Genomic DNA, 18,555 nt, shown 5'->3' with positions numbered 1-18,555 from the left:
GTGCTGGCTATAAGTGGACCGGAGGAGATCAGCTAGAGCTCGTAAAAAGTCCGAGCGATACACATTGGGACAATCGAACCCAAACAAGAGCCCTCTTTACTGGAAGAAAAAAGAAAACTCAGGATTGCTTACGCCATGCCCTGGCTGCCGACTCTCCGTTTGCAAGCACCGCTTCGGCGCGGCCGACAAACCCTCAATCGCTCGCCAATAACCTTTCGAGCGATGGTTGACAAGTCAGCAATTGCCGGCGGTAACGTGCCGCGGTTGTCTCTACGCGCCGAGCCACTCGCATCAACCACGGCTTGGACAGATAAGACTTGCGCCGAAACCCGCCGTGCCCCTCATGATACGCCAAGTATTGGTTGTAAGCGTCGGACTTTGAAATGCCGAGACTCTTGTAACTTTGATGCGCATACCAGCCGATGAAATCGACCACGTCTTCGAATTCATCCCGATCGGCGCTGCGGTTGCCGGTTTTAGTGCGGTACCAGTCCCAAGTTTCGTCCTTGACCTGCCCATAACCATAAGCTGATGACCGACGCCAGAGCGGCAGGATCCCCAAGAGACGATAGCGCGGCGGTCGCGCATCCTCGATAAAACTTGATTCCTGATTGATGATCGCCATCTGAATCGGCACTGGGATTCCCCAGCGCCGTTGTGCCTTCCTAGCACTCGCGTACCAATCCTCTTTTTCGAAAAATATTGAGCACACATCCGAGGGATTTTTCGGCGGGGCAGTTGCACAACTGGCCAGCACAGCTGCAAACAGGACGAAAAGGAGCGATCTTACAGGAACCTCGGCTGTTCCAGCATTTGCGAAACGCATCAGACGGCGGAGTTTTCGGAATGCATTTCCAGCTCGGGTCGAAGTGCTTTCCATGTCCAGTCACCGCTTGCGGTAAATTCCAAAACCGCGTCGTAGTAATCGAGACCGTCGTGCGCTTCCCCGAGATTAACGTAGCCAATCCGGTTCGCATTGAGAATATCGAGAACCTTACCGACTTGCTCCGTGCTCAGAGCCGTGTCGATGCGGTCCAAGAACGCGTATTTAGGTGAGGCCAACAGCAGCCGGCTGACGGCCACCAATTGCTGTTCGGCCAGGGACAGAATACTGTCCCAATCCTGTTCCGTATCCAGCCCGCCGGCTCTCGCAAGCACTGGTTCAAGATCCAAGGTGCGAAGCACGGTACGGATACGCGCATCGTCGACTACGAACTCCTGTCCGGTGCGAACCAATATTTCGCGAAGCGTTCCAGGCGGCAGATAGGGCCGCTCCGGAAGAAACATGATCTGGCCCAGATCCGGTCGTATGATCCGCCCCTCACCGACTTCCCAAAGACCAGCGGTTGCTTTGAACAAGGCTACCCTTGCAGTGTCGTCTTCGCCGTAAACCAGAAGTCTAGTTCCGGGCGGCACCGACACGGACAAATCCTTGACCACGATGCGCCCATCCTCGGGCGATCGTAGAGTCAAATGCTCGTACGCCAGCAACCCGTCGTTTTCGCACACTTCAATGGCAGCTGGAGCAACCGGTCTCTCGATACAAAGCAGGCATTCCGCGGTACGACGGTGATGGGCGCAGACTTCGCCGGTTGAAACAGGTGTATTTCGCGCTTGCTCGATCGCCTCCGCAAGCGAGCCGAGCCGGGCGATAACCGCGGCAAAGGAGGAAATGGATTGGAAATTCGTCACGATCACCGAGAATGCGCCAATGAGGTGCGCAAATGCCATGGCCGCCTGGGTGATCACGCCGAACTCGACATCCCCGCGGATGTAGAGAGGCGCCACGATCAGAGCGGGAATGATCTGAGTGAGATAGTTGTAGCCGGTGGTAAAGAACCCCAGATTCCGATGCACCACGACAATGCGGTAGAAATTGGCGATCAGTTCGTCGAGATGACGCAAAATCCTAGCCCTGAGGCGGCCCTCGCGGCGTAACAGCGCGATGGATTCGGCGTTTTCCCGGACATGAATGAGATCCGCCCGAAAGTTGGCTTCTTTATCGAGCTGGGTATAGTTCAATCCGACCAGGGAATAACCGAACTTAATCGTTAGGAAGGATCCGGCCAGGGCATATAACACCGCCACACCGAAAAGCAGCGGACTGATCGACCACATGACGCCCGAGAATGCTACAACGGTAAACGCGCTGTTGAGCAAGATCAACGTGAACGACAGCGTGGTTACCGTAAACGCTTTCACGTCGTCGGCAATCCGCTGATCCGGATTGGCGATCTCACCGTTTGCTATCAGCCGGTCATTGAGCCGGTAGTAGGTGGGATGTTCCAGATAGACGTTCACCAAGCGGCGCGTTAACCACTCCCGCCAGAGCAACCCCAAACGCTCTTCGGTGAAACGGTAGTAAACCGCAACCAGGGTGGATCCAGCCAAGACACCGAGATAGACAACGGCCATCCAAACAAAACCTTCCCGGTTTCGTTCCGCGATCGCGGTCATGAAATCGCGACCGACGTAGCTGTTCAGAACGTTGAGACCGTTGATTGCCAACAGGAACAGAATCAGGCCGACAAATAACATCACCGCCTTGCGGCCCACCTCAGACGACACGAAGCTCTTGATGCCGCGAACGAAACGAAGCCAAGTCAACCGGTTAATCTGTGAAAATTCTGAGCTCATAATGATTGTCTTTGTAATATCCGCAGCGGCGTGCTTCCCACCCGGTGTGCTGCCCCAAACAAGCGCGAACGGACCAGACAACCGAGATGCCGGGTCGGCTCTCGCACTTATAGACTGAAAGATGACATCCGATCTCGCTCAATTCGGCGCGCAGTGTGACGCAAGTCTCGTGTTGCCTGCAAGGGGAGCGCATGCTGCCGACATCTCAAGTTTCGTCGTATTTAGCCAAATTTGCCATCGTTGAAATGAGTCACTCGAAAAAGCTCACGGTTCTTTTTCGTTTGGGCTAACATTCGTAAACAGGAAAGGGAAAAACACAAGGCAGCTCGGTTGCGGCCTTTGCCGGCTTGTCAGTGATTTCGCATCATCGGCAATGACCCTAGGCCGTGGTTCCGGCGCGGCCGATCACGATTCAACGACGATTATCTGAATCGTTGGGATTCGATTCCCTGTCGCCAGCGAATCATAGAAATCGCATTTACGGGAGCACACCGTGAACCCGGAGGAACATGTTATGTCGACCACAGTTATCGAACGCGAGCTCAGCGAACAAACGTTCGCCGTCCTATGGAAATACGTGAAATACATCCTACGGATGCATCTCGCAGGCATCCTCGACGAAGTTGAAGCGCACAGCCAGGCGCAGAGTTCGAATCGCATCGAAAATGCGCCATGATTGACGATCGCGGCTTGTTTCGTCACGAAATTCGCATCGTTTTCGGCTAAATTTCGGACGCAAAGCGTACGCGTTTTGTTGAGCTGAGTCTTTCCCTGGCTCTGAGCGATCAATCGGTCGGAAAAGACTCGGAACGCATTGACCACCGGGACCCGAAATCGCCCGACGAGTCGCAGCGCGCGCAACGATCCCGAACAACCATGAGGCTCCTACAGACGCGCTGATTGAATCCCGCGATAGGCCCAGGGCCACCGGTGAGTACAAGCTGGTTAATGGCAGGCCTTTCCACTCGGCTCAGGACAAACCTGCCGAACGCTCTCCTGAGCCTGCCAAAAGCAGATGAATGGCCGCCACCTTAACTCCCAGCTTGCTTAACGAAGCGGTGAACGCACCGGGTACAACGACCGGCTATTCGAAACTCTGATGTCATCGGAGAAAAATTCCATCTCGGCGGAAATCATCCTGTACAGCTCCGATGTCCAAGGCGGCAGTCCGTAGCCGTTGGGATCTAGCGGTAAAACACGCGGGTCCCGTGGCGCGATGATCACCTTGACGTTTTCTGGCCCGACCTGTGCCGTCAGCACGAACAATTCTTCGATTGCCCTGTCGCCCATGGCAAGGCAGCCCGCGGACACGCTGTCGCCATGAATAAAAATATCCGAACCCGGATCGAAACGACCTTCGCGCTGAGCATGGAACCAATCGAACTCGTTCGGATAGTTCAATTTCATGGACAGGTGATAATTGCTGTTAGGGTTCAGCGCGACGATGCGGTATATCCCTTCTGGAACCTGCTTGTCCCCCTGTCTCAGCTTGGGTCCCGACACCCCGCTGGCCGCTTTGATATCGTAGTCACGGATGAACCGGTAATCCCCATCGTCCCGGGCCCAAACTTCGAGCTTTTTCTCCTGCTTCAGCGCAATAAACGTGAGCTTTTTAGGCGGATATGACACACCGGCGTTCTGGAAATAAGGCTTGAGCTCCTGCTCGACATAGCTGCCAAACAGGTCAAGCACGTCCTGCGTGGTCCGGTGACCCGGTTCAAGGATGCGCGGCGGCGGAAGCATGGACGATCGATCGATAGTCGGAATTGGAGATCGGCTGGCGACCGGCTGATGTTTCTTGACCACTCTAAACACTTGCTTCCCTCCCGTCTTTGCTGGCTTCTTGCCGGTTCCGGTGCATGATGCCAAAAAGGCAGCCGCCACCATCAACAACACGATAGTCTCGAATTTCAATTTCATACACTGGTCCCTCACAAAGAATCTCGCCTCCTTGGCTGCAAGGCTGTCAATCGATCGCATGCCGATTGTAAACCCATACGATTTCGACAAGAAAACGCCAATCCACGTCCCGACCTATCCTTTATATCGAACACCATGTTCTTTACCGCCTTATCGAAAATTTCCACAACTTTTAGGCTGATTCCGTCTGGTGCGAATCGTCGCACCGGCTCTACTGTGTGCAACCCCAATCAATCGATGTTGTCTGGTTCAAAAAACACCCATTTCACTTGAGGAAACGCCGTCTTCAAGCTCGCCTCACAACGGTTGATATCAGCGATCATATCGTTGGTCTCGGCTACCCGACGCATCTTCGCCTTCACCGCCACCATCACGTCGTTGCCGAGTTGCAGGGTAATCAGATTGAAAATCTGCGCAACTTCCTCACGCTTGTCCAGATGATTCCGTATGGCTTGCTTCATTTCGGGCTCGACGCTTTGGCCGATCAACAACTCCGAGACCTCGACGCCTATGCCCACCGCAACCAGCACCAGTAGGGCGCCGATCACGATACTGCCGGCGGCGTCATAAACCGGATCGCCGGTTACCATGGCCAGCCCCACCGCGACCAGAGCGAACACCAGACCCGCCAAAGCCGCGACGTCTTCGCCCAATACCACGATTAGCTCACTCTGTCGGGTTTCGCGGAACCAGCGCAAGATTCCACGAGTGCCTCTAGCTTTGTTGACTTCCTGGAGACACCCATAGAGCGAGACGCTTTCCATGGCGATGCTGAACACCAGAATCCCTATGGCTAGCCACGGCGACTCCAGCCCCTCGTGCGACTCCAGCTTGTGAATGCCTTCATAGATCGAAAACAAGCCGCCCATGCTAAAGAGTATCAGCGCGACAATGAATGACCAAAAATAAATTGCCTTGCCATATCCCAAGGGGAAGTCGGGCGAAGGTGGACGTTTCGCCCGCTTTAGGCCGAGAATCAGCAAACCCTGGTTGCCGCAATCGGCAAATGAATGTATGGCCTCCGCCAGCATGGAATTGGATCCCGTGTAAATCGCGGCGAACAGCTTGGAGGCGGCGATGGCCCCATTTGCGCCTAAGGCGAACAGGATGGACCTCAGCGAATCGGCTTGATGCGACATGGATATTCTGGTGGGCGTTTCTTGTATCGAAATCGTGAAAAAAGCATAGCATCCCCCCGCTCAGCCCCCATTCTTACCAGAGTGGCCAAAACGAACCGTTCGCAGGCGCGATGGCTCCTGCGAATCCTACCTCGCAGCACAAGGACGCTACCGATGGACCGCCGAGTACCTATCCCCTAAAAACACGCGTGACGGGCGGAACACGGCGGCTTCCGCAATCCCGCCCGCCGCAATCTTATTCCAGATTGGCGTGCCTGGTACGCATCTGTTCTTCGGGGATCTTCTTGGTGTGGATGATGTGGGCTATTGTTGCCTCCAAGAACATCAGCGTCGATAGCTCGAAGGTCGTTCCCATCGGCATTCCAACCACTCTTCGATACTGCTCCGGCGTTCCGATCCGGAACACCACATCGGCCAAATCACCGATCGACGAACTGTCTTTGGTGGTAATCAAGGCGATATTGGCGCCCATCTCCTTCGCGCGTTTGGTGTACGCCAACATCGTCTCGGTTTCGCCGGACCCGGAAATGACGATGAACAAATCGCCCTTTCGAATGCTGGGAGTAACGACCTCGCCAACGATGTAAGCATCGTAACCACCGTGCATCAAGCGCATACCGAAGAACTTAGCGACCAAGCCGGACCGCCCCGCGCCTGCGATAAAGACGCGTGAAGCCCGATCCAGCATCGCTGTCAGCCTTGCCTGGTAACTGGCGTCGGTAGACTCGAGTACGCCCGCAAGCTTCGACATGATGAATTTATGATGCTTGCCTTCGACCAGGTCGCGAATCTCGCGCGCGGCATCGGCAGGTGAAGGAGCACCATAGATAGCAGCACCGACAACAATGATGTCGGCCCCCGTTTTCACGACCTGGCGAACGGTCGATTGGTTTATTCCTCCTGCGACGGATACTCGGACCGGCAGCTTCAATTTCGAGATCGCCTGCAAGTCAGCGAACGGCGTTTGCCCCGCCGCCTGCGCATCGAGTCCCGTGTGCACGCCGATAATATGGGCACCTAGCTTGGCCGCATCCTGCGCGCACGCTACCTTGTCCGGCACGTTGATGAGATCGACCTGAACCTCGGCATTATGCGCGTTAGCCGCCTTGACCACGCCGGCGATGGTCGCGCGACCGGACACGCCGAGCACCGTGCAGATATCGGCACCCGCAGCGAAGAAAGGCGTCGCTTCATACTCGCCGGCATCCATGGTCTTGAGGTCGACGAGAATCAGCTTGTTCGGAAACCGTTTTTTCAGCTCCGTAACCAGACCGATACCGTTATGTTTGATACACGGCGTGCCGATTTCGAAGATATCGACATACGGCGCAGTTTGGCCCGCCAGCTTTAGGGTTTGATCGACGTCCAAAGAGTCCAACGCCAATTGTAGTAATGGTCTTGCCATGAATCTGTGCTCCGACTGCTTATTGTTGGTTTTCATCTAGGCGCGCGGGCTGTCGGTCGGCCGCGATCCGCCCCGGCGGATACGAATGGTGGTCACCGGCCGATTCCCCCCGTCGCAGGACTGACTATGCTAGCAGAGTGTCGATCCTCAGCAAGATGGAAAGGCGGGCGATGATCCCCGGGTATTCACGATGATCATGCTGGCCGTTAGGATCGCATTGCTCCGCGCATATAGCAGCGATCCTCCGGGACCTCGTCGTAGTCGCCGCGCAGGAAGGCTTCGCAGTCGGTTAGAGTGCTTTCCAAAGGCACGGAAACGCCCTGAATGCCGGTATGTTCGGCGACTATGTGGAACGGCTGACTGAGGTAACGCTGAAGCCTGCGGGCTCGAAGGACCACACGCCTATCTTTTTCGGAAAGCTCCTCGATGCCCAGCATCGTGATGATGTCCTCCAGTTCCTGATAGCGTGCCAGGTGCTCGCGTACGGCCTCGGCTACGACGTAATGGCGGTCCCCTAGAAAATAGCGGTCCATCATCTTGCTGCCGGATAGAAGGGGATCGACGGCCGGATAAATCCCTTTGGCGGCCTGGGCACGCGACAGGATCACGCTGGTGTCAAGATGGCCGAGAATGGCATTCACTGCGGGATCGGTCATGTCATCGGCCGGAACGTAAATCGCCTGAACCGAGGTGATACCGCCGCGACGCGTGGATACGATGCGGTCCTGAAGCTCCGCAACCTCGCTCAACAAGGTCGGTTGATAGCCCACCGTAGCCGGCATGCGTCCGAGCAATCCGGAAACCTCGCTGCCCGCCTGTACGAATCGAAAGGCGTTATCCATGAGGAACAAAACCTCTTTCCCCATAGCATCACGCAGATATTCCGCATAAGTCAGCGCCGTGAGGCCGACCCGGAATCGAACTCCGGGCGATTCGTCCATCTGTCCGAAAACCAGCACCGCATTACCCAAGACACCCGTGTTGCGCATTTCGTGCCACAGCTCATGCCCCTCGCGGATGCGCTCCCCAACCCCGGCAAACACGGAAACGCCCTGGTGCAGGGCGACGATGGCGTGCATGAATTCCATGATCAATACTGTCTTGCCGACACCGGCCCCGCCGAACAAACCGGTCTTTCCACCTCGCACGAAGGGACATAAGAGATCGATGACTTTGATCCCGGTCTCCAGTATATGGCTGGCGGGAACGGTCTCATGAAGCGCGGCCGGGGGCGCTAAAACCTCCCGGAACTCAAGGTTCGGCAGCGGTGCGCCGCCATCCAGTGGAGCACCGAAAACGTTCAGGAGCCGTCCCAGGCATTCCGGCGATACCGGCACGCGCAAGGCGCCCCCGGTATCGTAGACCGACATGCCGCGCCGCAGCCCGGCCGTTCGGTGCAAGGTGATCGCCCTCAGCCGGGTCGGATCGAGATGCTGATGAACCTCGAATACATAACGTTCGTCATCGATCGCTGCATACAAAGCTCGATGCAAAGGCGGCAGCGCTTCGCAGGCAATATCCACCACCGGACCGTAAACCTCGGCGATATGGCCGATGGGTGAAGGCGTGACTTGTGTTTCCGGAGTGCTCATTGCGACTTTACGCTTGATGTTCCGATCGATCCGCTGACCGAGATCCTTATACCAGCAATTCGCCCCATTCGTTCGCCCTTAGACTGCCGAAGGATCCCCCGGACTGCCAGGATAGGCTGCATCCGCTGAGCTGCCCGATCGGTTCCCGCCGGTTGAGCAACCGCCTTGTCCCGAAAACGCCCCCTGTCCCTCATTCGAGTTACCCCAAGCTGACGCCCCTAATCGTGCGGCTTGCTGCGCTAGCCTAGCGAGACCAAAGTAACGGCCAAAGATTGGGGGAGCCGTCACAATGAAGCTCCTCGTTTGACGTCACACTGTCGTAGGAGGGTTGTCCCGTGGACGAGCAATTCGAAGGTGAAGTGATGCAGGACCTGGCCGGGGAAACCACGCCACAGTCGGCCGAGGACATGTTCGAGGAGGATGCCGCCGAAGAAGAGGACGCTTTCGAGGAGGACGGCATGGATGAGGATGCCATGGTCGACGAAACCGACGGCTTCGAAGAAGGCGAAGAAGATTATCTCGAGGACGATGGATTCGAGGACGGATTCGACGAAGCGGAGGACTCCGGAGATGAGTACTACGAAGACGAAGCCGATCTAGCTGACGAGCTGGAAGAGGTAATGGCCGACGCGCTCGATGCCGATGACAGCGACGAATTTCTCAGCCGGCTGATCGGAGGCATCCGCGGCATAGCCGGCGTGGTGGGGCGCGGCGCCCGCGCCGTCCGACGGGCCGCCGGCACTGCCCGGCGCGTTGCCGGCCACGTCCAGACCGCCGCGAGAGGCGTGCAGGGTCTGGCAGGCGCGATCGCCGGCGGCGGTCGCAGGCCGCGCCGCAGAGGAACACAGATCCGCCCCCGGCCGGGAGGCATGCCGGGAATGCCGGCCGGGCTGCCGAATCTCTTGAGCCAAATACTGCCGATGTTGCAGCAGCATGCCGCTCAAGGTTCCAACGAGATGGACGTATTCGAGGACCTGGCGGATTGGTTCGAAGACGAAGGCGTTGATGAAGCTCTGCCGGTGATTGCCGGCGTGGCGGCCCGTGCCGCGATCCGCCCGATCGTAAGACGCACCGGCACCGCGGTAGGACGAACGGCTGCGCGCCAGGTGGTAAGGAGTGCGACCCAGGCGGCGCAAACCCTGGTCCGCCGCCAGGGACCGCAAGCCGTTCGTGCACTGCCCCGCATCGCCCGTAGCGTAGGCCGAGCCGCCGCACGCCCCGCAGCCGTGGCCCCCGCCTTACGGAGAACCGCTGCGCGCGTCGCGGCTCGGCCCGTGCTGGTGCAAAGCCTGTCTCGACCGCTTCCCGCGGCCGGCGGGAGTTTCGTGGCCCGGCGTCGGCTTCCTCGGCGCGTGGTGCTGCGCGGACCCGTGGAAATCGTTATCCGCCGCTAACGCCTGCGGATTGCGAACGTTTCAATGCAATAACCGAGGTAACAGCCATGAGTTTCGAAACCGACCTGATGGACGATCTCTTTTACGATGAAGCGGAAAGCCCTGCTCGTGCCTATGACGAGTTCGACGAGTTCGAGGACGACGAATTCGACGAATTTGAGTCCTGGGACGAATACGACGCCTATGATCTGGGCGACGAGGAGATGCTCGACGCTATGGAGGAGGCGGTAGTCGACGCGCTCGAAGCGGAAGACGCCGACGAGTTCTTCCGGCGTTTGGCGCGCGGCATAGGCCGGGTAGCGCGCGGCGCGGTCCAGGTTGCCCGGCGGGCAGCCCCGGTGGTGGGCCGCATCGCCCGCAATGTTGCGCCCATCGCCAGCGCCATTCCGCTGCCATGGACCCAAGCCATCGGCCGTGTAGCGGGAGTGGTGGGCCGTTTGATGGCCGACGAAGCCGACGAATTCGAGGCGCTCGACGAGATGATCGACCTGGCCGATGAGGAGGACAGCATCGACGCCGCAGCCCCCGTCATCGCCGGACTCACCATTCGGCGGACCGTTCCCGGGGTATCGCGGATGTCACGGCCCGCCCGCAGGCGCTTGGTGCGGAGCGTCACCCAGGCCACTCGAACCATCGCCCGGCGCCAGGGACCCCAGGCGGCCCGAGCCGTTCCGTCGGTCGTCAGAGCGGTGCAGCGGGGTGTCCGTCAACGCCGCATTCCGGCCCAGGCGGCCCCCCGGGCGATCCAGCGCACGGCTCAACGCGTCGCTCGCAGTCCGCAGGCTGTACGCCGGCTATCACGCGCCGTGCCCGTGGTAGGCAGGAGAAGCACCGGGGTGACCTGTCCCAGCTGTCGTCGACGCCGGCGCTTCACTCTACGCGCTCCGGTAACCATCAGCATCCAAGGGCGATAAGCTAGGAGCGCGCGGGGTACGGCGTCATGGTGACACGGACATTTCTGGCAGTAAAGATTCGGGCACTGGCGGCACGAGCCCGCCGTCTAGCCCGGATCGACCCCGAATCGGTGGGCATCCGTCCACAGGACCGGCTATACGCACCTTCCACCGCTCACTTCCGTGCCGCCAACCGGCGTCTCGCCACCATCGATGCCGAGGTCGAACGGCGTCTAAGCCATCTCCAGGAGACTTGGCGCAGCGTGCCCATGCAGCGTGTTTTGATCGACATCGCCCTGGTGGAGCGGGAAATCGATCGGGCACGCCGGGCCTTCGGACTGTTTTTCGAAATCTTCAGCCAGCGCGGATCGATGTTCGCTCCTGCGCTGGCCGCCCACGACGTCATCGCGGCGGATTGCTACCGCGCTGTGCGCGAGGCGGCACCCTATATCTTCCGGGGGCCGCTGCTCAAGCCCCTGTGTTACATGGAACACGGCTTTTCGCCTGCCACCATGCGCCGCGGAGTCCAGCTCAACCGGCTGCTAGGCGAGCCCAACCCCTTCCCCATCGTGCGCATTCCCTGGGATAGGGACAACCCTTGGCAGGCGGTGTTCTTACACGAGGTTGCCCACAATCTTCAGGCGGATCTCGGCATCTGGCAGGAGAACCGTCAGGCGGTGATTCGGAGGCTGCTGCGCAGCAGCGGCGACCCCGGCATCACCCGTATCTACGGGCGCTGGCACAAGGAAATTTTTGCCGATCTCGCCGCGATCTTATTGGGCGGACCTTCGGCGGCCTTCGGCATGGCGAACTTCCTCGCCCATCCCGCGCCCCGCACCCTAACCTACCGACCAGGCGGCGCTCACCCGACCGCTTATTTGCGCATTCACATATTGGCCGAAATGCTGAGACGCCTGGGCTTCCGCAAGGATGGCGAATTACTGCGTGCGATCTGGAAACGGCTTTACGACCCGCGAAGATTCCATAGGCTTCCGGTGCGTCTTCTGGCCACGTCCGAGCAGCTGATCCCCCACGTAGTGGATGAAATCGCTTTCCAAACCCGACGCAATCTGGCGCAACGGGCGCTGGTAGACGTTATCCCGTTTCGCCCTGAAGACGAGCGCGCCATTCGTGACGGCGTCCGAGTCTTAGTCCAAGGCAGCGTTCCGCAGGATTTAGCGCCCCGCCATCTGGTCAGCGCTGCGAGCTACGCGCTGGCACAAGGGCGCATCGCGCCGGATACGCTAGCCACTCGGGTCATTCGCCATTTGACCGAATCCAGCCGAGGAGGCAGCGCTTCACTAACACGTGTGCCCCAGGCGGCATGACGGAACGATCTGAATGAATAGACGAGGTGAAAACCATGGCATCCCCATCGAGCAATCCGTTTTACGGTAGTTCCGCCGGCACCACACCCGCCAATAGCGGCTATCAGCGCCTGGCTCTGGACAACTTGATCCGGCGCGAACTCAAGGTCAGCGATCCCAACGATCCCCAGCAGATCGCCAATGCCCTTCTCGAGCGTTTCAAGGACGACCCGCGCGCCAAGGCGATCAGCCAGGAGGCGAAAGGACTGCCCTTCTTGCTGTCCACGTCGACGAACTTCGTACCGATGGTACAGGCGGCCACATCGTCCGACGCTGAATTACAGCAGGCTAAAAACGACGTAGAGAGGGATCTGCAGGAACTCCTCACCAACCCCTTGTTGAAAGACATAACACCTGAGATCCAAGGCTGGGCTCAGGCGCTTAGAACAGCTATCCAGGAGGGAACTACCGCAGCACGTTTCGCGCTTGACCCGAGACAACGAGACAAGGCTTTTGCCATTCGACGGCAGCTGGGTGATTACGCGCGTCTGGCACGCTTGGTCGGAGCGCTGACGCCCACCATGAGTCTGTCCTATCGTAAATTTGCTCAGAGCCTGGACGAAGTTGCTGCGGTGATCCTGGTGATTATGGGTGAGTCCTTGGCGAATGTCGGCTTCAACGGCGGGCGCTTCTTATTGCAGACGCCTTATAGCGAACTCCAGGTCCGCCGCGATGCCGTCATCTATGCGTTGCGGAACCTGATCGGCGCAACTCAGGAAGCCTATGGGCCCAATGACTGGCCACGGGGTTTGGATGCCTATCGCAATTTGTTCAGGATTCTCGAGGAGCAAGGGCATGGAGACTTGCGCTCGCTGCTGCTGGAACACGAACTGGTCCGCATCATGGACGAACTCATTCAGCGCGCTTCTCACGGCAGAACCGAGGGATTACGCGCCCTCGGGGCGACTGCCCAGGTGGATTTGGAACGCTTCCGTCGCCTCGTGATCGTTGGCCGCCAGGCCGTAAGTCCAGAATCCCCACCATTGACAGCGTTCCTCGAAGCGCTCGCACTCTTTGCCGATGCTTTCGAGAGTTCAGGCGGATTCCGCCTGATGCGTATCGCAAGACCACCCATTCTCTTCTATGGTCTCTACGGAACAACCACTATGGGGGATGCCGACCGCACGCTGTTGGACCTGATCATCCAGCGCGGTTTATTGGCCGACGAGTTGGATTGCTTCATGCAGTGTGGCTGCAATCCGAAAAGCGTGCGCTACCAAATCATTCTCGACAAGATCCTCTACGATGTGGATAGAGCGATCGATCTCTATGCGGTGGGCAAGCATACGTTCGGCGCGCCTGAGCGTCGCGCCGCCGCGTACAGCTATTTGATTGAGCATTTCCTCGACACCGACTCCCAGACCGCCGACGATACCGGCCCTGATAAGTACCGCCTTCCTACTTCCCTGAGCAACGATACTCCGCCAGGAATTCTGCAGGTTATCCAGGCTAAATTGCGCCCGCCATTGCCTGTTACAGACCCATCCACCGCGAGAGCGGTCAATGAATTGACTGAGTTTGCTAACGACATCCAATCCACGCTCAAAAATACAGGGTTGTGCGAAGAATCTCCTAACCTCTGCGAAGAAATCGAACTTTATATCGATCGATTAGCCACCGATCGACAGAACGGGCTCATTACGATGGACAATCTCACGGCACTCTACAGCTTGTCAAGTCCCGCAAGATCGTAAACCTTCTTTCGAAAAAGATGAGGATGGGACAGTTGCCAGTTTTTGAGAGCCTGGATCGGGGTGAGATGGCCTAAGGCCTTTTGGGGAATGTGATGATTGTACAGCTCGACATAGCGGTGCAGGGTGGTGTCCAGATCGGCGGTTGAATCGAAGTGATGGGTTTGCAACACCTCCTCGATGCGGCCATTGAAGCGTTCCACCAGGCCATTCGTTTGGGGCCGGCCCGGCGGAATCAGGCGATGTTCGATGCCTTGTTCAGTACAGAGGCGGTCAAACTCATGCGTCCCCGAGGGCTGCCGAGTTCGGGTCAGGAAACGGTCGGTAAACTCCGAGCCGTTGTCGGTCAGGCATTTCTGGATGCGGAAAGGCGCGGCCTGAATCACCGCTTTGAGGAAGTCCTTTGCGCTTAAGGCGGAGCGGTTGGGCTTGAGGGCGACATAGACCCAGCGGGTGGCGCGGTCGATGGCGACGAACAGGTATCGGCGGGGTTCGCCGTCGATGGCGGGCAAGTACTTAACATCCAGGTGAAGGAAGCCGGGCTCATAGGCCTTGAAGGGTTTGACCTTCGCCTTCTCTGTAGGCGGAAGCAGGGTCTTGAGGGACGCCACCCCGTGGCGGCGCAGGCAGCGGTCTAGCCCGGAACGGGACACGGCGGGATTGAGAAATTCCCGGGTCACGGCCAGGAGATCATCCAAGGGGAGGAGCAGAGCTTGGCGGAGGTAGACCACGATGGCTTCCTGGGCGGGCGTGAGCGTGGTTCTGAGGGTGTGGGGCCGGTGTGAGGCATCTTCGACCGAGGAGCGGTGTTTCCACTTGCGGACGGTCGTTCGGCTAATGCCATGCTTTTGGGCCAAGGCGCGCTCGCTCAACGTGGACGCTTGAATGGCCTGCCGAACGGCCGGGGTGGTACGGGCGTTCTTATGAAGACGAATCTGCATGGAGAGAAACCTCACTTGGACGAACCGAATATCTCCTGGAGAAGGCTCCGGGCTTCGAACAGAGCATAACTCCTTCTCGGTAAATAATCACACGAGACGCGACACTTATTGAAGAAGCGAAAGAGGACATCATCAAGGGCTTCAACTCCAAACCTTCGCCAAACGATGTAACGCAAGAAGCTTTTGACTGCATTCGAATACTCAGTCAAATCCAGGACCTGGTAACCGATAAGGAGTTTGTTCTTGACACAAACAATGAGACCTTGACAAAACTCCGGTGCAGCAGCGCCTATAACACCGCTTTTAACCAGCTATCGGAATCCGAAGCGATTCAAAACAGATTCCAGAATGCGTTTAGAGACTTTAAGACAGACGAATTTACCGAACGAGCGAAGCGTTTAATCGAAATTCTTGGTTTGTACAACGATTTGATACGAACTTTCGCCTCCGAGCGATCCGGCGGGATTATATGACGATATGACTTCTTACCAAGGAGCCAGCCATGAGCTTCAACACCACTGAAACCATTCAAAGGTTATGGGAGTCGTTCCTCAGGGAGCAATTGGCCGCGCTTCCGCCGGAGGAACGCCAGCAGTACGAGCAGCAGTTCGAAGACCGTTTCGGCGATCTGCTGAAAAAAGCGGCCAACGGCGAAGAGCGAGACGCCTTCCTGGACCTGATCGGGTTCGGCGGCAAAGGACCAGTGGAATTCGGAGACCTCTCCTACCCTTATATCCAGCCGGATTTCGACGATTCGGTGGTGCCCAGCCAGCTCCATGCCGCCGCCGAGCTGTATTACATCTACCAGCACGAGCGCATGAAAATTTTCCAGGTGGTGGACGTGCTGCTCCGGCTGTTCCGACTGGGCAGGATGCGTATCCAGCGTGGTCCCGGCGCCCGCGGGCTGTATCTCTTGGAGAAATGGAAACCGCTCCGCTACACCCAGCGGGATCGCATGATAGCGTATCGGCGCGCGTTCAATTACGGCACGGCCCAGGCTCCGGCCGGCGCCATCGTGAACCAGAATTTCCACCGACAGTTGGTGGGCTTCATGGTGGCCGTGTCGCAATACTTCCGCGATCTCTTGATCGGTGAGGTGATCCGTGGCGGGCAACTCATCGAGCAGCGGCCGTTCGGATCTGTCGCCACAGTACAGCGCATAGGACTGGACCTTCGCTACGCACTGGACCGTTGCACCTACGGCAACATCTTCTCGCTGACCATGGAGACCGGCCATTACCTGAAGTCCGTGTTGCAACTCCTGGACGCGCCGGATATCAAGAAAGCGTTCGACGCCAACACCAAATGGGATGTGGTGGAAATCGTTTCCAACCGCTATCTCGGCGGCATTGCTGAACCCTCCCAGCGCGCCAAGATGGCGGAAAGCGGCCGGCGCATCCTGCAGTTCATCGCCGACAACGATTTCAAAACCGCCATCGATCCCATCCTGTTCCAGTCGACGATCCGCCCCATGGGCGCTCATGCTGAAGCCTGGATAGCTGCCTATCGGATGACGCCGGAAGGAAGAGGATTCTCGGGTGTTACGCCCGCTTTACGAAACGTGTTGGGTGTGCAGGCCGCCGCAGGGGCGGTGGTGTAACCCAAAGGCAAGAGGTACAACATGGGCCGCTCGGAGGATCGGTTGGACCTTCTTGAAACCATCGACAGCCGGGACGAAATGACCGACTTTGACGGTTTCCTCGAGGCATACTCCGTCGACGAGGCCGACAAACCTCAGTTCGACATCCTATATCAGCTCCGGCGGGTACTCGATCCGATCGGGAATCGAGACAGCCAGGAACATAGCATAACCGACGGACGAGGTCGCCCGGTCTATGGCTCGCGGAGCGCAGTGGGACCGGTAGTTGACCTCCATTACCGGACCGGTAAGGGCACGCGAATGAATCTGGAGGTCGATCTCGATTCCCAAAGCCAACGACAGCATCGGCGGGAGCATTTGAGGGCGATGCAAACAGCCTATGAGCGATGGATACGAGGCGGCCAACGGGGACGCAATCCCATGGAAGGCTTGGCGAGCATCTTCGTCTCCGCCCAAAAACCAACCCGACGCGGGCAGGCCGGGAGAATCACGGAGGTGCGTCAAGTACAGTATCGCGCAGGGCGCGACGGAAGGGTACGCCCTGTAACCACCGGCTGGGTGCGCCAGTCGGGCGGCGCAAGACCGGAAATGATTGCCCGGCACCCAATCTTTTCGGTCCTCGGCCGTTTACCGCCAATACGGGCGAGAAGCTTCGATGCTTTCGGGGAGCTCTCTCCTATAAGCCCGTATTTGGGTTAAGAGAGGCGTCATCGGCAGCGTTAATACGCTGCATTTTATTTGCCGGAAGCCTATCCAGAGCTCAAGGAAAGCTGTCATGTCTCATCGAACGACCGATTCATCAGCCCTGGGCACTCGGCAGGTGGAATCCTCCCCGACTCGAATGGGAGAGGCGGCGCTGGTTAAGTTCCAACTGCGTGACGTGGTGTTCTTCACCCTCGATCCCGCGGACGATAGGTCAGAACAGGGTCGGTTGGACCAGATGGGCATGTCTTTGGGGTTGCACGGGCAGGAATTCCGGCGTTTTAGCCATAGCCCCAACACCGCGAGCGGCCCGACCTTGGGTGATGCACCCGATCCGCTGTCGGCGCTTGACGGAAAGAGTCTTTATTTTAAACAAGCGCGTGCGATTTGGCGTTTATGAGGCAAGGGAACATGGTCGCGGCATTCCAGGAATTACAGGTCAAACTCACCCCTCGTCGCTGGTCCTGCGTGATCGATCCGGCACTGGCGTTGTCGCCCCAAGGTCTAGCGGTGGTCAAACGGCTCGGCGAATTCGTGGACACCTGGATTCCGCGAGAGATGTGGCACATCCTGGACAATACCCATTTCTACCTGCGGCAGCCCCGGACATTGACCAGCATCCAAACGCGCGAATTCTCTTCGGACGGTCCTACAGCATTCGATGAACAGCAGCTCGTCTCGGCTCTGCGCGAATGGGAGCGCCTACGCTTCAACACTGACCTGATCCGCTTGAAAATGTTCTGGATCGGCGATGGATTGAGCGAATCTTTTTTGCCACAGGACGCAGATGCCGACATCGTGTTTCGGTACGAAAGCCTGAACGATTCCCTGGACGCCCGGCTGCCTACCCGCTCGACGCTGGATGCGGCCTTCTGCGATACCGTGGCTCTGTCGGCCGCGTTGCCCTCGTCCTTTATTCTGACGCTGCAACCCTCGGCCACTGGAACACCGGAAATTTGCCGGGCGCTGGAGACTTGGGAAATCCCCTGCAAAGAACTGGACGAAAGCGACGAGCTGGTCGCGCTGGAGCGACACTATTTGCGGGAACTACTGGTTTCGTCCGGACTCGCAGGCATCTGTTGGGCCGGGCTTCGCCTCGCCGTGCTGCACCTCGTCGCTCCGGGCGCGCACCTGGTACCCAGTCGCGCGGAGCCGGATGATTCCTTCGCGGGCGAACTTCTGGACGACAACAGAGAGGTCGAGGTCTCAGAGTCCGATTTTTGGCGCGGAGCCAAGGCCTTTTGGTACGCCCTCAACAGATGAGGTATCAGACA

The 18,555-nt window shown here is 58.2% G+C and carries 16 protein-coding genes; 9 read left to right on the top strand and 7 right to left on the bottom strand.

All coding sequences use genetic code 11. From position 1 onward, the window contains the following. Nucleotides 1-193: 193 nt before the first annotated feature. Nucleotides 194-826 carry a transglycosylase SLT domain-containing protein gene (locus tag QEN43_RS03080; RefSeq protein ID WP_317963694.1) on the bottom strand — a complete coding sequence of 211 codons (633 nt, stop codon included), beginning with the start codon at nucleotides 824-826 and terminating at the stop codon, nucleotides 194-196. After that, a complete protein-coding gene (locus QEN43_RS03075; RefSeq protein WP_026611914.1) occupies nucleotides 826-2,637 on the bottom strand; it encodes an ABC transporter ATP-binding protein/permease in 1,812 nt (603 codons plus the stop codon). The genes QEN43_RS03080 and QEN43_RS03075 overlap by 1 nt, the downstream gene beginning before the upstream one ends. Before the next feature lie 514 nt (nucleotides 2,638-3,151). Between QEN43_RS03075 and QEN43_RS03070 the strand changes: the two genes are divergently transcribed. Further along, nucleotides 3,152-3,313, top strand: coding sequence for a hypothetical protein (locus tag QEN43_RS03070; protein WP_317963693.1), 162 nt, complete (start codon nucleotides 3,152-3,154; stop codon nucleotides 3,311-3,313). Between the two features lie 371 nt (nucleotides 3,314-3,684). Here QEN43_RS03070 and QEN43_RS03065 read toward each other — a convergent pair whose 3' ends face one another. The 4 genes from QEN43_RS03065 to atpD all read right to left on the bottom strand — a co-directional run bounded on the left by QEN43_RS03065 (nucleotide 3,685) and on the right by atpD (nucleotide 8,693). Further along, nucleotides 3,685-4,557, bottom strand: a complete 873-nt coding sequence (locus tag QEN43_RS03065; RefSeq protein ID WP_084162359.1) for a L,D-transpeptidase family protein — start codon at nucleotides 4,555-4,557, stop codon at nucleotides 3,685-3,687. A 230-nt stretch (nucleotides 4,558-4,787) separates the two neighbouring features. Next, nucleotides 4,788-5,696: a cation diffusion facilitator family transporter gene (locus QEN43_RS03060; RefSeq protein WP_026611913.1), complete on the bottom strand. Its 909-nt coding sequence runs from the start codon at nucleotides 5,694-5,696 to the stop codon at nucleotides 4,788-4,790. Nucleotides 5,697-5,931: 235 nt separating this feature from the next. Continuing rightward, on the bottom strand, nucleotides 5,932-7,101 hold the full coding sequence (gene hxlAB / locus QEN43_RS03055; protein ID WP_026611912.1) for a bifunctional 3-hexulose-6-phosphate synthase/6-phospho-3-hexuloisomerase: 1,170 nt from the start codon (nucleotides 7,099-7,101) through the stop codon (nucleotides 5,932-5,934). Nucleotides 7,102-7,307: 206 nt separating this feature from the next. Further along, nucleotides 7,308-8,693: a F0F1 ATP synthase subunit beta gene (gene atpD / locus QEN43_RS03050; RefSeq protein WP_026611911.1), complete on the bottom strand. Its 1,386-nt coding sequence runs from the start codon at nucleotides 8,691-8,693 to the stop codon at nucleotides 7,308-7,310. A 335-nt stretch (nucleotides 8,694-9,028) separates the two neighbouring features. Here atpD and QEN43_RS03045 point away from each other — a divergent pair, with 335 nt between their 5' ends. The 4 genes from QEN43_RS03045 to QEN43_RS03030 are packed head-to-tail and all read left to right on the top strand — an operon-like array spanning nucleotide 9,029 to nucleotide 14,041. Next, nucleotides 9,029-10,087 carry a hypothetical protein gene (locus QEN43_RS03045; RefSeq protein ID WP_026611910.1) on the top strand — a complete coding sequence of 353 codons (1,059 nt, stop codon included), beginning with the start codon at nucleotides 9,029-9,031 and terminating at the stop codon, nucleotides 10,085-10,087. Between the two features lie 47 nt (nucleotides 10,088-10,134). Further along, nucleotides 10,135-11,001, top strand: a complete 867-nt coding sequence (locus tag QEN43_RS03040) for a serine/threonine-protein kinase (RefSeq protein ID WP_036269284.1) — start codon at nucleotides 10,135-10,137, stop codon at nucleotides 10,999-11,001. Nucleotides 11,002-11,027: 26 nt separating this feature from the next. Then, a complete protein-coding gene (locus tag QEN43_RS03035) occupies nucleotides 11,028-12,308 on the top strand; it encodes a hypothetical protein (protein WP_036269283.1) in 1,281 nt (426 codons plus the stop codon). A gap of 35 nt (nucleotides 12,309-12,343) precedes the next feature. Beyond that, a complete protein-coding gene (locus tag QEN43_RS03030; RefSeq protein ID WP_317963692.1) occupies nucleotides 12,344-14,041 on the top strand; it encodes a hypothetical protein in 1,698 nt (565 codons plus the stop codon). Here the strand turns inward: QEN43_RS03030 and QEN43_RS03025 are convergent. Further along, the gene (locus QEN43_RS03025) at nucleotides 14,011-14,979 is read right to left on the bottom strand and encodes an IS481 family transposase (RefSeq protein WP_317963691.1); all 969 of its coding nucleotides are present in this window, start codon (nucleotides 14,977-14,979) and stop codon (nucleotides 14,011-14,013) included. The genes QEN43_RS03030 and QEN43_RS03025 overlap by 31 nt on opposite strands. 502 nt (nucleotides 14,980-15,481) lie before the next feature. Between QEN43_RS03025 and QEN43_RS03020 the strand changes: the two genes are divergently transcribed. The 4 genes from QEN43_RS03020 (at nucleotide 15,482) to QEN43_RS03005 (ending at nucleotide 18,544) form a co-directional block, all read left to right on the top strand. Continuing rightward, nucleotides 15,482-16,579, top strand: coding sequence for a hypothetical protein (locus tag QEN43_RS03020; RefSeq protein WP_026610323.1), 1,098 nt, complete (start codon nucleotides 15,482-15,484; stop codon nucleotides 16,577-16,579). A gap of 21 nt (nucleotides 16,580-16,600) precedes the next feature. Further along, a complete protein-coding gene (locus QEN43_RS03015) occupies nucleotides 16,601-17,278 on the top strand; it encodes a hypothetical protein (RefSeq protein WP_026610322.1) in 678 nt (225 codons plus the stop codon). 76 nt (nucleotides 17,279-17,354) lie between these two features. Beyond that, nucleotides 17,355-17,681 carry a hypothetical protein gene (locus QEN43_RS03010; RefSeq protein ID WP_156912725.1) on the top strand — a complete coding sequence of 109 codons (327 nt, stop codon included), beginning with the start codon at nucleotides 17,355-17,357 and terminating at the stop codon, nucleotides 17,679-17,681. A gap of 11 nt (nucleotides 17,682-17,692) precedes the next feature. Next, the gene (locus QEN43_RS03005) at nucleotides 17,693-18,544 is read left to right on the top strand and encodes a hypothetical protein (RefSeq protein WP_026610320.1); all 852 of its coding nucleotides are present in this window, start codon (nucleotides 17,693-17,695) and stop codon (nucleotides 18,542-18,544) included. The last annotated feature ends 11 nt before the right edge of the window (nucleotides 18,545-18,555 follow it).

This window comes from Methylocaldum szegediense (assembly GCF_949769195.1).
Lineage (GTDB): Bacteria > Pseudomonadota > Gammaproteobacteria > Methylococcales > Methylococcaceae > Methylocaldum > Methylocaldum szegediense.
Note: the sequence above shows the minus strand (reverse complement) of the source record. Positions and strands in the feature narration are given on the sequence as shown.